A 13,472-nucleotide genomic window follows, 5' to 3' on the forward strand; every position below is an offset into this window, starting at 1 on the left:
CTCTCTGCCTCCACAGGGATTCCGGGTATGGTGGCGATGGTAGCGAATACCCCTGAAGAGGCGAAGATCTACATAGATTTTTTTCTCGAAACGACGGACATGCCCTTCGGGATCGATATGTGGGTTGCCGAAAAGAGGGAAAGGGCAACAGAATATGTATCGAAGCTCGGCGTCCAGGACAAATTCCTTTACAACAGCATTACGCCGTGGGACAAGGACATTAAGGGGCAAGTCGGGAAGCTCAAGGACCTCGGCATACGGCATGTGGTGGTGCAGGCCTTTGACGACGCCGACCAGACTCCCGCAGGCCGACTAAAGTCTCTCGAAAGCATCCTTTCAGCAGGGGCAGACGGCTTCGAGACCGTCATTGTTGACACCTCGGTCATGAATCTCCCTGCCACATCCTTTTCTCTGGTCGCCAACAGGATCATAAAGGAGAAATTAGGGCTTCCCTGCGGAGGGGCGTACTCAAACGGCACCCATATGTGGAATGACGCCAAGGCCATCTGGAACCTCGAGGGGTTCAGGGCGATGGACGCGGTAGCACAGGGGATGTCATCGGTCTTCTGGAGTGATTTCAATTTCTTTGGTCCCATCGTCACCGCCCCCCGCATTTTCCCGGCCGTTGCCACCGCCCATATACTGCTTTCGACACTCGTTTATGATGAAACAAAGGTTATACCAGAAAACCGTGATCTTCCGATCAGAAAACATTTCTCGGATTTCCTGGAGAAACTCCTGGCGGGACGGGCGAGAAAATGACCATGCTTGCGGTTCAATTCTATTATCCATAGCAGAAGGAGAAAAGAGAGCATGACACCAAAGGAAAGGATTCTGAAACTCTTTGCCGGCGAAGAGATCGACAGACCGCCGTGCTTCAGCGGCATGGGGAATGTCACGACAGAAGGACTGAAGAAATCGGGATACAAGTTCGCCGCCCTCCACTCAGACGCCAGGATGATGTCCGACGCTGCCGCATCCACCTATAAGCTCTTCGGCTTTGAATGCGGCGTCGTTCCCTTTGACCTCTGTGTTGAGGCGGAGGCCCTCGGATGCGAGATAAACGTCTATGCCCATGTGGAAGACATCCTTTACCCGACCATCAAGAAGAAGCTGATCCACAATGAAGACGAAATGGAGATAACGGTTCCTTCCCGTATCCAGGATAGAGGGAGAATACCTCTCATGTGCGAGGCTATCGGCCTCATCAAGAAAGACATCGGGAACGAAGTTCCGATCGGCACCTATGTGCTCGGGCCTTTCACCCTCGCCGGACAGATCATGGAGCTCAATGACCTGCTGAAACTCTCTTTCAAAAAACCTGACAAGGTGGGAAAGCTTCTCGATCTCCTTGCCGACGCCATCATCATTGTCGCCGAACAGTATGTGAAGGCAGGTGCGGATTACATAACCGTGAGAGAGATGGGCGCGACATCTGATGTCTTGAGCCCGAGGGTCTTCAAGAATCTCATACTCCCCTATCTCAAGAAGATCTTCGCTACGTTGACGGTTCCGAGCGTCATCCACATATGCGGCAAGACCAATGATATTGTGCCCTTTATGGCAGAGACCGGGGCAAGGGCGATCAGCGTTGACCAGAAGAACGATGCTGCCGAATCGCGCAAGAAGCTCGGCAAGGATGCGCTTGTCTTCGGAAACTATGACCCTTACAATGTCCTGGTTGCAGGAACTCCGGATCTCGTAAGGCAGACCGTGAAGAGATGCATGGATGACGGAGTAAGCGCAGTATGGCCGGGTTGCGACATCTGGCCCACTGTTCCGCCTGAAAATATCAGGGCGATGATGGATGAGGTAAAAAATTACAGGAGGTGAGATATGGTTACCGAAGAAAAGAAGAAAGAGCTTTTGGAGCGGCTGAAGAACGCAGTTATCCAGTATGACGAAGACTCTTCGAAGGAGGCGGCCCAGGAGGCCCTCGATGTCGGCATGAATGCCAACGATGCGATCTTCAACGGCCTCGTGAGCGGAATGGAGGAGGTGGGGAGGCTTTTTGAGGCCCAGGAGTACTTTGTGCCGGAGCTTCTCATGTGCGCAGATGCCCTCTATGCGGGGCTCGACATACTCAAGCCCCATGTTCACCAGCTCGATCTCGGGGTGAAGGGATCGGTGGTAATCGGGACTGTTGAGGGGGATGTCCACGATATCGGGAAGAACATCGTCAAGATGATGTTCGATGTTGCCGGCTTTACCGTCTACGACCTCGGAAGAGACGTACCCCTCGACAAATTCGTCGAGGAACAGATCAGGACCGACTCCGATCTTGTCTGCCTCTCCGCAATGATGACGACGACGATGACGGGCATGAAGAAGGTCATCGATAACCTCCATGCAAAGAACCCCAACGTGAAGATCATGATCGGCGGTGCGCCGGTCTCTCAGGACATCGCTGAGAAATGGGGTGCCGACGGCTATGCAAAGGATGCCAATAACGCCCTGAAGGACGCGATTGACATGATCAGTTCTCTCAAGAAACTCAAGGAAGAGGCCGAGGCAAAGAAGGGCTGATATGGAAGCTTCACTCAGAGAAGAACTCATGAGAGGAGGCGCAACGGTTGTCGGATTCGCAATCCTGCGGGGCTCTCTCGGTGTCGAGATAGCACATCTTGAGACGGCCGTCTCGATCGGAGTGGACAGGAAGCTTAACGAAGACACGATCTCCCTTCTCGTCGCTCTTCAAAAGAAGGCCGCCCGCCGTTTGAAACAAGGGGGGTACCGGTATCTCGCCATCCCCCCTGATTCCGACAGGATACAGGAGACCTTTGTATCAAAACTCTATCCAAGCTTCACGCACAAGATGGCTGCAACATCATCGGGAATTGGATGGATCGGGAAGAACGGCCTTCTCATAAGTCCCCACTTTGGTCCGAGGCTCTCCCTGGCGACGGTCCTTACCAATGCTCCTCTCCGGCCTGATGAACCAATCGAGTTCAGCCGTTGCGGTGACTGCAGCCTCTGCATCGACTTCTGTCCTTCAGGTGCCGTAACCGGAGAAAGCTGGTCGCGGTATAAACCCTTTGTCGAACTCATAAGGCTCGAGCGGTGCCGGTCACACAAAAACAACAGGAAGAGACTCCGCGGCAAGCCGAATTGCGGGTTATGCATCAATATCTGTCCCTATGGAAGAAAGAAAGCGCTGAAAGGTCTCTTGAAAAAGCCCTTTGAACAGGTCGTTTACTGAGGAAACACCTTCGTACGCGGTTGGTAAAGACATGATCTGACGACTTCATGCGATCTCATCGGGTCGCCGGCCTGATCCGGCAAGGAAACTATAATTTCTTATATTATCCGGAGGAACATGGATGGCAAGGCACAGAGTGATATTCCAGCCCTCGGGCAGAAGGGGTGAGGTCGAAGAGGGCAAGACGCTCCTTGAGGCAGCGCAGTCCCTCGGTGTAGACATCGAGGCGCTCTGCGGCAACAAGAAGGTCTGCGGGAAGTGCAAGGTAAGAATCGAGGACGGCTTTTTCGAGAAGGACAACATGGAATCGGGAATGGACCATCTTTCCGTCCTTACCGAAGACGAAAGGAAACATATAAAGCCTGAAGACGGGCCGGGGATTCGCCTTGCCTGCTCGGCTGAGGTTTATGGCGACGTAAAGGTCTTTGTCCCTGAACGCTCAAGGGCAGGGAAACAGGTGGTCAGGAAGGCTGCAAAGGAACTCACCATCGCCCTCGATCCGGCGATAAAGAAGTACGGTATCGACCTCATTCCTCCTACTCTTCATGATATGACAACAGGAGACTACGAGCGCGTACTGAAAATCCTTGAGGTCGACTATGGCCTGAGTGACCTTATCTTTGACTATACGGTCCTGAAAGACCTCCAGGACCTCCTCAGAAAAGGACAATGGAAGGCAACGGTCACCGTCTGGATGAACCGTGAGATCATCAAGGTGGAACCCGGTTTTATCGACACCTGCTATGGCCTTGCCGTCGATGTCGGAACAACAACCTGTGTTGGCTATCTCACCGACCTGAACACGGGCAAGGTGGTGAATACCGAATCGATGATGAATCCCCAGGTGCCGTACGGAGAAGATGTCATGTCGCGCATAACCTATGCGATGAGTAACCCTGAAGGGCTCGAAACGATGCAGAAGGCGATCATCACCGGATTGAATGAGATCATCGAGAGGGTCGTCACCGAGATCAGGAAGGACGGGCCCAACCCCGGCTTTGCGATCGATGACCTCACAGTCGTCTTCAACACGGCCATGCACCACATATTCCTCGGTTTCAACCCTGAGCACATCGGCCGTTCCCCCTTCATCCCTGCCCTCCAAAGCTCCCTCAACATCAAGGCTCGGGACATCGGATTAAAGATCAACCCTGCGGCATATATCCATGTCCTGCCGATTGAGGCCGGTTTTGTCGGCGCAGACAACGTCGGCGTCCTTATCGCGGAGGAGCCCTACAACCAGGACGAGATGGTGCTCATCATCGATATCGGGACGAACGGGGAACTCCTCCTTGGCAACCGGGACAGGGTCTGCTCAACATCCTGTGCAACAGGCCCTGCCTTTGAAGGGGCACAGATAAAGTTCGGCATGAGGGCCGCACCAGGAGCAATTGAGACAGTGAGGATCGACCCCGTCACAAGGGAACCCCTCTACAAGGTCATCGGAAAGGCTGACTGGCACACGCACCTCGAAAAGATCAATGCCAAGGGCATCTGCGGATCGGGAATCATCGAAGTCGTCGCAGAGATGTTCAGGACAGGCATCATCGACAAGTCCGGAAGGTTCGTCATGAACCCAGACACGCCCCGCGTGAGGAAGGACTCCGATGGCAAGCCAGAGTATGTCCTTGCCTGGGCTGAGGAGACTTCGATCAACAGCGATATAACCGTGACGCAGGCTGATGTCCGCGCCCTCCAGCTTGCGAAAGGTGCCCTGTATACCGGAGCAAAACTCATGATGCAGAGGCTCGGGATAACAAAGCTCGACAGGGTTGTCCTTGCAGGAGCCTTCGGGAGCCACATCGACAGGGAGGCCTCCATGACCCTCGGCATGTTCCCTGACTGTCCCATTGACAAGGTCTATGCTGTCGGCAACGCAGCCGGTGACGGTGCCCTCATGGCCCTCATCAACAAGGGCAAGAGAGAGGAGGCCAATGAGAAGGCGCGCTGGGTCGAGTTCATCGAGATCGCGACTGATCCTGCCTTTGAAAAGGAGTTCATGCAGGCGATGCACATCCCCCACATGAAGGACAAATTCCCAAACCTGAAGGCACTGATCGAGAAGTCCGGGAGCAAGGTGGAGATCAGGGGTTGACGAAGCTCATCGTGAATTCAGGGGTTTGCGGATTTTCTGTCTCTGTCACCGCAGAGAAGGACAAGGACAAGAAGATCATGATTTTCCTCGAGACTGAATGCGAGATGGTGAGGAAGATGATCGAGGACATCTCCACTCTCGATGTCATGGCAGCCTTTGCCCGCTTCCCGAACAATCCGGTTTATCGTTCTGCGGGCAGGCACCTTAAACATGCTGCCTGTCCTGTGCCGGCAGGGATACTCAAGGCCCTCGAGGTCGAGGCGGGCCTGAACGTGCCGAAGGATGTGAGTATCATCTTCGTAAAAGACAAGGGAGAGGCTCCCTGATTACTGTTTCCTGAATGACACGATACTCGATCATGACCTTCATCGTCCTCTTAATCGCGTATCTTGTTTATGCGGCCTTCATCATGCGTTTTGTCCTGCACGTCCTGATCTGGTGGAGGAGTGAAGTGCTGTCTCCCCTTTACGGAGCGCCTGCTTCTCGTCTCACGGGAAGGCTTTTCGTATCCGAGGCAGCAGACATCTTCTTCTTCAGGAGGCTTTTCAGGGTCAACAGCATATTGTGGTTCGGCGAATGGCTTTTCCACATCTTTTTTTTTCTCACGGCCCTCAGACATCTGCGATATTTCCTGGACCCTGTACCCGGCTGGATAATCTGTCTGCAGCCTGTCGGAATATGCGCGGGATACCTTCTGCCTTTTGCGCTTGTTTACATCCTTGCTCTGCGATTGCTGACAGAGAGGGAAGAATACCTTGCTCCATCGAATCTCTCCGTCCTTCTCCTCCTTTTTCTGATCAGTATAACCGGCGTACTGATGCACGGGATTGTTAAGCCCGACGTGGTCAGCGTGAAGGAGTTCATCATCGGAATGGTTACCTTCAAGCCCGTTCCTGTTCCGAAGAACCTCCTCTTCATCCTTCATTTCGCTCTTGTTCTCATTCTCGTGCCCTTTCTTCCTACCCACATCTTCGTTGCTCCTTTCGTCATCATAGAGGCACGGAAACGGGATGAGGGACTGGGCAGGGTGATGCATGACTGACAAGAAAAAAGAAGAGCCTGAAGTCAGGAGAGCTGATACTTCCTTCACAGGAGGGCTGACGAGAGAGCAGATTCTCGAGATCGACTCCTGCACACAATGCGGAGAATGTCTAAAGTACTGTCCTGTACAGGATGTCACGGGCAACCCTCTCGTCTCTCCCCCCGAGAAGATCAGGATGTTCAGGGAGTTCATCAGGGCCACCAACGGGCTCAGGGCAAGGCTCTTCGGACCGGAGGAGATAGACCGGAGGCTCCTTGAGGACTTTACCAGGGCTGTATACGAATGCACCACCTGCGGCTCCTGTGGAGAGAACTGCCCCGTAGGCATATTCACTCAGAGACTGTGGCCGATCTTGCGAAAGGAGATGGTGAGAAGAGGACTGGGGCCTCTTGGCGTGCAGAGAAACCTTCCAAAGGCGATAGAGAAAACAGGGAACCCCTATGATAAACCGTCTGAAGAGCGGTTCGGTCCGTGGTTTCCGGAAGGGGTAAAGATCGCCGAGAGGGCAGACATAGCCTATTATGCCGGCTGCACAGGCGCCTATGAAGCTCAGCCCATGGTGAGGGGCGATGTACTCGTCCTCGGAGCAATCGGTGAGCCCTTTACCATGCTGCCGCCTGAAGATGAGGTATGCTGCGGGTTCCCGCTCTTCATCACCGGTCAGCACGATATGCTCGAAGACCTGACGAAGAGGCTCGTGAATGCCTATAAGGCAAGGGGGGTCAAGACGCTCCTCTGTTCGTGCCCCTGTTGCGTGAATATTATGGCGCGTGACTGGCCGCTCTTCTATGGCCAGGAACTGCCCTTCAAGATACGGCATATCACGCAGTATGCCGCAGACTCTCTGAAAACAGGCAAGCTCGTTATCAGGAGGGAATTACGTGAGAGGCTGATCTATCACGACCCCTGTTATTTAAGCAGGGGGGTCGGTGTCATAGAGGAACCGAGGATCGTGCTCAGGAGTATACCGGGCGTCGAACTCCTCGAATTCGATCGTCATGGCCTCAATACCCGGTGCTGCGGCGCTGGCGGGGCCGCGAGAAAAGTCTACCACGAAAATGCGATCGCCATGGGGAGGCTGACGATCGATGAAGCCGCAGAAAAGAAGGCAGACAGGCTGATCCTGAGCTGCCCCGCTTGCTACGCCAAGGTGAACGAGGCGATGAAGGGATACGAAAAGCAGGTCCTGATCACGGACATTATGGAGCTCCTCGCCGGTTTAGTGAGTTGACGCGTACCGGACATCTCCCTTCCAGGAGGGCCCTTTCCTGTCTCCTCTTCTCCACCCCCATGACAGGCCGGCCGTTGTTGCAAAAAAGGGCCCACTCGATTAAACTAAGAGCCTATGCAGAAGCTGATAAAACCCCTGCTCCAAAAGAATGATTCCAAGATTGTCCTCATCGTCCTCGACGGCCTGGGAGGTCTGCCGGTACAGGGCGAGACTGAGCTTGAGGCAGCAGCCACTCCGAATCTTGACGTCCTCGCACGCGGCTCCGCCTGCGGTCTCCACGTACCCGTTGCCTGCGGTATAACGCCAGGAAGCGGTCCGGGACATCTAGGCATCTTCGGGTACGATCCCCTGGAATATCAGATCGGGAGGGGAATTCTCGAAGCCCTGGGCCTCGGTCTTGAGGTGAAGAAGACCGATGTTGCCCTGAGATGCAATTACGCTACGATGAAGGACGGGATCATCATAGACAGAAGGGCAGGGAGGATAGCGACCGAAGAGAGCAGAAGATTGACCGAGAGGCTGCAGAAGGAAGTGCCCGGCTTTGACGGCGTGGAATTTATCTTTGCCCCGGGGATGGAGCACAGATTTGCCGTTCTCATGAGATTCCCCGAAGCCCTCGAACCCGACGCTGCGATGATCAATGATACCGACCCTCAAAGGGAGGGGAAGGCCCCTCTCAAGGCCGAACCGCAATCAGGGAATGCGGCAAGAGTCGCGACGATCGCCGAGAAACTCATTGTCAGGGCCAGGGAAGTCCTGAAAGACGAGGGAAAGGCAAACTTTATCCTCACAAGAGGGTTTTCGGTCATGCCCCACATACCCACCTTCCAGGATGCCTTCGGTCTGAAGTCCCTCGCCATCGCGGTCTACCCCATGTACCGGGGGCTCGCAAAACTGGTCGGGATGTATGCGCCTGCTCTTGAAGGTGGGGTCGAGGAGGAGATAGGATTTCTGAAGGAGCACTACAGTGAATATGATTTCTTCTTCCTCCACGTGAAGAAAATCGATTCGTACGGAGAGGATGGCAACTTCAGAGGGAAAGCCCAGCGGATAGAGGAATTTGATGTCCTTCTCCCGGCGGTCCTCGCACTGAGACCCGATGTCCTCATCGTCACCGGTGATCATTCGACTCCGGCGCTGATGAAAGGCCATAGCTGGCATCCTGTGCCGATCCTGCTCAACTCTCCCTATGTCCTCGGCGGCCTCTGTGCTTTATTTTCCGAGCGTGAATGCGTCAGAGGTGAACTCGGCATCTTCCCCGCGGTGAATCTTATCCCTCTGGCCCTTGCCCATGCCGGAAGGCTCAAGAAATTCGGTGCATAAGAACGGGAAGGTGGAAGGAACAAAAAGGGCTCAATCCGCCGGAGACCCTTCACTCAATACCCGCAAGATGTCACGCGTCGCTATCATCGATACCCACTGCCATCTCGACATGTTCGGGGAAGACAGGGACGCAGTCATTGAGAGGGCAAGGGATGCCGGCATCGAATCGATCATCACCGTAAGCTCTGATCGTGAAAGCAACAGCCGGAATATTGCCATCGCAGAGCAGTATGATTCTGTTTATACCTCTGTCGGCGTTCACCCCCACGATGCAAAAGACTGTACCGAAGAAGCATTCAGTCAGATAAGGAGGTGGGCCGGTTCCGGCAGGAGAGAAAAGATTATTGCCGTAGGCGAGACAGGTCTGGACTACTACTACAATCATTCACCGAAGGACGTTCAGAGAGATATCTTTAAGAGACACCTCGCCCTGGCAAGGGAGACAGGACTTCCTGCCATAGTCCATAGCCGTGAGGCGGAGGAAGAGACCCTGGAGATCCTCAAAGAGTCGGAAATCAGCAAAGGAGTTCTCCATTGTTTTTCCGGTGATAGTGACATGGCGGAGAGGGCGATGAGCATGGGGTTTTCCATCTCGATAGCAGGACCGGTGACATTCAAGAAGGCAAAGAGACTCCAGGAGGTTGCCAGGCTGATCCCTGACGATTACCTTCTCGTCGAGACCGACGCGCCTTACCTGACCCCTGAGCCCCTGAGGGGCAAAAGCAACGAGCCGGCGTTTCTCGTCCATACGGTTGAGAAGATCGCGGAACTGAGGGGAGTCTCCCCCGAGGACATCGCAAGGATAACGACCCTCAATGCAAAGAGGCTCTTCAGGATCGGTGAACTGCCTGTCACGGGTGAGATAGCCTATAAAATCAGGAATAGTCTTTATCTGAACATTACGAACAGATGCACAAACCGTTGTTCTTTCTGTGTGAAATTCCACAGCGACTACGTCAAAGGACATAACCTCAGGCTCTCTGATGAACCGACAGAGGAAGAACTAAGGCGTGCGATAGGCTACCCTTCGGGCTACAGGGAGATCGTCTTTTGCGGTTACGGTGAGCCGCTGATCAGACTCGACACGGTGAAGGCCCTGGCCCGGTGGATAAAGGAGAACGGCGGCTACGTCCGGATTAACACCAACGGACACGGGAACCTGATCCATAAGAGGAATATCATCCCTGAACTCGCGGGTAGCGTCGATGCTCTTTCGGTCAGTCTTGACGCACAGGACGAGGCCACGTACAACAGGATCTGCGAACCGGCCTTCAAGAACGCCTTTCAGGAGGTCCTATCCTTCTTGAGAGAGGCCAGGAAGTATATCCCCGTTGTCCAGGCCACGGTGGTGGAGATAAATGGGGTAGATATTGAACAATGCCGGAAGATAAGCGATGAGTTGGAAGTGCCCCTCAGGGTGAGAACTCTTGATGCTGTTGGCTGATCCAGTGCTTAAAGGCTCGAGACCGTTTCAGTCTGCACTCAGGCAGACTTTTTCCTGCCGCAGAATTCGGAAGAGATGAATGTATCCAGCTCTCCAAAGGCAATCTCCCCTTGCGAGCTATCCCTGAGGTTTTTCCATTTGATCTTAGCCGCAGAGATCTCATCGTCTCCGATAATAAAGACATAACGTGCAGACATCCTGTCTGCCTTTCGGAGTTGACTTTTCAGGGAAGAGCCGTCATAACCGACCTCAGCCCATAAGCCCTCTGCTCTCACTCTTTCAGCCATAAGCGTTCCCTCGGTAACAGCCTTCTGTCCGATCGTAGCGATAAAGACACCGGGCGACGGCTGAGAGATTTCACCTCCCTCTCTCAGGAGCGTTATGAGCCTTTCCATGCCGACGGCAAAACCGATGGCAGGCGTCTTTGGCCCCCCGAACTCCTCCACGAGCCTGTCGTACCGGCCACCGGCAGCAACGGCCTTCTGCGACCCAAGGTGTTCACTTGTCACCTCAAAGGTCGTGCTTGTGTAATAGTCCAGGCCTCTGACAAGAAGCGGATTTAGTACATGGGGAATATTGAGGCTTGCCAGGAGGGTGAGGACGGCATCAAAGTGGCTTTTACAGGCACCACAGAGAAAATCGGTGACGATTGGCGCATCCTTCCTCAGCTCGATGCATCTCTCGACCTTGCAGTCCAGGATCCTCAAGGGATTCGCCTCGTATCTCCTCTGGCAGTCGGGGCAGAGGTCCCTTAACCGCGGCGAGAAAAAATCCCGAAGGGCCTTTCTGAAGGCGGGCCTGCATTCCTCACACCCGATGGAATTTACTTCGAAATTGAGGCCCTGAAGTCCGATCTTCTCGAGGAAGGTCCTGAGCATCGAGAGCATTTCTGCATCGAGTTCGGGCGCCGAAAGCCCAAAGGCCTCCACACCTATCTGATGGAACTGCCTGAAACGGCCCTTCTGCGGTCTTTCATACCTGAACATGGGGCCCCCATAGAAGAACTTCTGGGGGGAAGGCAAGGTAGAGAGGTGGTTCTCAACAAAGGCCCTCACCACCGATGCCGTCCCCTCGGGCCTGAGGGTTATACTCCTGCCTGCCCTGTCGGGGAATGTATACATCTCCTTTTCGACAATATCCGTGGTCTCCCCGATACTCCTCGTAAAAATATCCGTTGTTTCTATGATCGGGATCCTGATTTCCCTGAACCCGTAAAGCGCAAAGATCTCTTTGGCGAGATCTTCAACTCTTTGCCATAGGTAACTGTCAGGAGGGAGAATGTCATGAACACCCTTGAGGGCGCTAAACTTCACGGGCCTCTTCCCCTTCCCTCTCTTTGTCGAAGTCGAGCATCCTTGTATGGCTTTCTATGAGCCTCTTCAGTTCCTCCTTGAAATGCCTCCTGATACCTTTAAGGTCCACGATATCTTCATGGATCTTCACGACCCTTTCCTGGGCATCCTTTACGATGGAATCGGCCCGCAGTTCGGCCTCCTTGATCAGGAGTTCGGCCTCTTTTCTTGCGTTCGTCTTGTAATCTTCGACCATCTGCTGGGCCGTCATGAGGGTTTCACGCAGCGTCGTCTCCATATCCCGGTATTCCTTTATCTGGTTCTCGGCCCTCTGGATCTGTTCCTTCAGGAGGGCATTTTCCCTGAGAAGATCCTCCATCTGCTCTCTGACTACTTCGAGAAAGGCGTACACCTCTTCCACGTCAAATCCCCGGAACCTCATGGGGAACTGCTTCTGCTGGATATCGAGCGGTGTGATCCTCATATCAAAACACCTCCTTTTAGTCTAAAGGCAAATTCCCTTAACGAACCTATCAGGAACATCTGAATGAATATGATAACAAGAATTGCGATGATAGGAGAAATGTCTATAGGCCCGAGACGGTATCCGATCAGCCTGCGGATGGGCCGTAACGCAGGCTCAGTGACGGAATAGAGAAACCTGACGATCGGATTGTGGGGGTCAGGGCTGACCCAGCTCAAGAGAGCGGATATAATGATGATCCATTTATATGCCCCCAGAACATAATCAAGAATGGTTGCGACAGCAAAGAGCAAGTTGCCGAAGACAAACATCAATCCCTCCTTCCCAGTTCTTCCGCCCTTTTCCGGGCCGACTGCAGCGCCTCGACAATAATACCGACAAAGGCGTTGTCGGCAAAAGACTTCAGCCCGGCAGCCGTAGTGCCGCCCGGCGACGTCACCATCTCCCTCAACCTCTGTGGAGACATTCCCGTTTCGAGGAGTTTTGCCGTTCCAATGAGCGTCTGAACCGCGAGTTCAGAGGCATGGTCCCTGTCGAGGCTCATTTTGATCCCCGCTTCGATCATCCCTTCAACAAAGAGCGCGACAAAAGCCGGCCCGCTCCCCGAGAGCGCTGTGACGGCATCCATGTATTTCTCGGGAAGGACGATCACCTTTCCGACAGAGAGGAGGATCTCCCGCACGGTCGCGACGTCCCTGTCAGAGAAGCATTCGCAGAGCGCCATCACCGACATGCCCTCCTGAACAAGGGCAGGCGTATTCGGCATGACCCGTATGAGCTTTTTTGTCTTGAGCCTTGATTGGAGATAGGAGAGCGTGATGCCTGCCGCAATCGAGACAATGGTCTTGTCATCGGTGATAACATCAGCGATCTCATCGAGGACATCGGCCATATTCTGGGGCTTTATCGCAAGGATAACGATATTCGCCGAAGAGGCGACCGGTTTATTCACGTGGGTTGTCTTTATTCCATAGGCCTGTTCTAAGCGCCTCCTCCGGTCCTCCATCGGTTCAGACACGATGATGTCCCGTATACCCTGAGCAGTCATTCCCTTGATGAGGGCCTCTGCCATATTGCCGCCGCCGATGAAACCGATCATAATACCTCCTGAAAAAGGTTGTCCTATTCTAAATGAAAAGAACTTCTTTTTCTAGAACTTTTCAGCGCTCCTCTCATCTCCTCGCTCCGAAGATCGCTGTCCCTATCCTCACCATCGTCGCACCTTCCTCTATGGCAATCTCGAAGTCCTGGGACATGCCCATGGATAATTCAGGCAGATGAAATCCCAGGGTCTCGGCCCTATCCCTCAATTCCCTGAGTTCCTTGAAGAATGGCCTGGCATCCTGAGGGTCCTCAAAAAAG

The 13,472-nt window shown here is 53.8% G+C and carries 15 protein-coding genes; 10 read left to right on the plus strand and 5 right to left on the minus strand.

Translation table 11 applies throughout. The features are described 5' to 3' along the window. The 10 genes from VFG09_01005 to VFG09_01050 all read left to right on the plus strand — a co-directional run. On the plus strand, positions 1–762 hold a 762-nt coding region (locus VFG09_01005; protein ID HET6513711.1), incomplete at its 5' end, for a hypothetical protein. 51 nt (positions 763–813) lie between these two features. After that, positions 814–1,833, plus strand: coding sequence for an MtaA/CmuA family methyltransferase (locus VFG09_01010; protein ID HET6513712.1), 1,020 nt, complete (start codon positions 814–816; stop codon positions 1,831–1,833). Between the two features lie 3 nt (positions 1,834–1,836). After that, complete coding sequence (locus VFG09_01015) at positions 1,837–2,526, plus strand: cobalamin-dependent protein (protein ID HET6513713.1); 690 nt, start codon at positions 1,837–1,839, stop codon at positions 2,524–2,526. A 1-nt stretch (position 2,527) separates the two neighbouring features. Continuing rightward, the gene (locus tag VFG09_01020) at positions 2,528–3,199 is read left to right on the plus strand and encodes a 4Fe-4S double cluster binding domain-containing protein (protein HET6513714.1); all 672 of its coding nucleotides are present in this window, start codon (positions 2,528–2,530) and stop codon (positions 3,197–3,199) included. Between the two features lie 121 nt (positions 3,200–3,320). Next, positions 3,321–5,294: an ASKHA domain-containing protein gene (locus tag VFG09_01025; protein ID HET6513715.1), complete on the plus strand. Its 1,974-nt coding sequence runs from the start codon at positions 3,321–3,323 to the stop codon at positions 5,292–5,294. Beyond that, a complete protein-coding gene (locus VFG09_01030) occupies positions 5,291–5,620 on the plus strand; it encodes a hypothetical protein (protein ID HET6513716.1) in 330 nt (109 codons plus the stop codon). The genes VFG09_01025 and VFG09_01030 overlap by 4 nt, the downstream gene beginning before the upstream one ends. Positions 5,621–5,652: 32 nt before the next feature. Beyond that, complete coding sequence (locus tag VFG09_01035) at positions 5,653–6,336, plus strand: hypothetical protein (protein HET6513717.1); 684 nt, start codon at positions 5,653–5,655, stop codon at positions 6,334–6,336. Continuing rightward, positions 6,329–7,567 carry a (Fe-S)-binding protein gene (locus VFG09_01040; GenBank protein HET6513718.1) on the plus strand — a complete coding sequence of 413 codons (1,239 nt, stop codon included), beginning with the start codon at positions 6,329–6,331 and terminating at the stop codon, positions 7,565–7,567. The genes VFG09_01035 and VFG09_01040 overlap by 8 nt, the downstream gene beginning before the upstream one ends. A 114-nt stretch (positions 7,568–7,681) precedes the next feature. After that, a complete protein-coding gene (locus VFG09_01045) occupies positions 7,682–8,890 on the plus strand; it encodes a 2,3-bisphosphoglycerate-independent phosphoglycerate mutase (protein HET6513719.1) in 1,209 nt (402 codons plus the stop codon). After that, on the plus strand, positions 8,883–10,334 hold the full coding sequence (locus VFG09_01050) for a TatD family hydrolase (GenBank protein ID HET6513720.1): 1,452 nt from the start codon (positions 8,883–8,885) through the stop codon (positions 10,332–10,334). The genes VFG09_01045 and VFG09_01050 overlap by 8 nt, the downstream gene beginning before the upstream one ends. Before the next feature lie 38 nt (positions 10,335–10,372). On the opposite strand, the gene hisS is transcribed toward VFG09_01050, so the two are convergent. The 5 genes from hisS to VFG09_01075 all read right to left on the minus strand — a co-directional run. Then, on the minus strand, positions 10,373–11,647 hold the full coding sequence (gene hisS, locus VFG09_01055; protein HET6513721.1) for a histidine--tRNA ligase: 1,275 nt from the start codon (positions 11,645–11,647) through the stop codon (positions 10,373–10,375). Further along, positions 11,637–12,110, minus strand: coding sequence for a DivIVA domain-containing protein (locus tag VFG09_01060; protein ID HET6513722.1), 474 nt, complete (start codon positions 12,108–12,110; stop codon positions 11,637–11,639). The genes hisS and VFG09_01060 overlap by 11 nt, the downstream gene beginning before the upstream one ends. After that, positions 12,107–12,421 (minus strand): YggT family protein, encoded by a 315-nt coding sequence (locus VFG09_01065; GenBank protein ID HET6513723.1) that lies wholly within the window; start codon positions 12,419–12,421, stop codon positions 12,107–12,109. The genes VFG09_01060 and VFG09_01065 overlap by 4 nt, the downstream gene beginning before the upstream one ends. Further along, positions 12,421–13,209: a pyrroline-5-carboxylate reductase gene (proC, locus tag VFG09_01070; GenBank protein ID HET6513724.1), complete on the minus strand. Its 789-nt coding sequence runs from the start codon at positions 13,207–13,209 to the stop codon at positions 12,421–12,423. Before proC ends, VFG09_01065 begins: the two co-directional genes overlap by 1 nt. 73 nt (positions 13,210–13,282) lie before the next feature. Further along, on the minus strand, positions 13,283–13,472 hold a 190-nt coding region (locus VFG09_01075), incomplete at its 5' end, for an alanine racemase (protein HET6513725.1).

The sequence above is a fragment of the Thermodesulfovibrionales bacterium genome (genome assembly GCA_035686305.1).
In the GTDB taxonomy this organism is placed as follows: domain Bacteria; phylum Nitrospirota; class Thermodesulfovibrionia; order Thermodesulfovibrionales; family UBA9159; genus DASRZP01.

Coding starts and splice junctions, on each gene's coding strand:
- VFG09_01010 (HET6513712.1), top strand. CDS start 814: ATGACACCAAAGGAAAGGATTCTGAAACTCTTTGCCGGCGAAGAGATC.
- VFG09_01015 (HET6513713.1), top strand. CDS start 1,837: ATGGTTACCGAAGAAAAGAAGAAAGAGCTTTTGGAGCGGCTGAAGAAC.
- VFG09_01020 (HET6513714.1), top strand. CDS start 2,528: ATGGAAGCTTCACTCAGAGAAGAACTCATGAGAGGAGGCGCAACGGTT.
- VFG09_01025 (HET6513715.1), top strand. CDS start 3,321: ATGGCAAGGCACAGAGTGATATTCCAGCCCTCGGGCAGAAGGGGTGAG.
- VFG09_01035 (HET6513717.1), top strand. CDS start 5,653: ATGACCTTCATCGTCCTCTTAATCGCGTATCTTGTTTATGCGGCCTTC.
- VFG09_01040 (HET6513718.1), top strand. CDS start 6,329: ATGACTGACAAGAAAAAAGAAGAGCCTGAAGTCAGGAGAGCTGATACT.
- VFG09_01045 (HET6513719.1), top strand. CDS start 7,682: ATGCAGAAGCTGATAAAACCCCTGCTCCAAAAGAATGATTCCAAGATT.
- VFG09_01060 (HET6513722.1), bottom strand. CDS start 12,110: ATGAGGATCACACCGCTCGATATCCAGCAGAAGCAGTTCCCCATGAGG.
- VFG09_01065 (HET6513723.1), bottom strand. CDS start 12,421: ATGTTTGTCTTCGGCAACTTGCTCTTTGCTGTCGCAACCATTCTTGAT.
- proC (HET6513724.1), bottom strand. CDS start 13,209: ATGATCGGTTTCATCGGCGGCGGCAATATGGCAGAGGCCCTCATCAAG.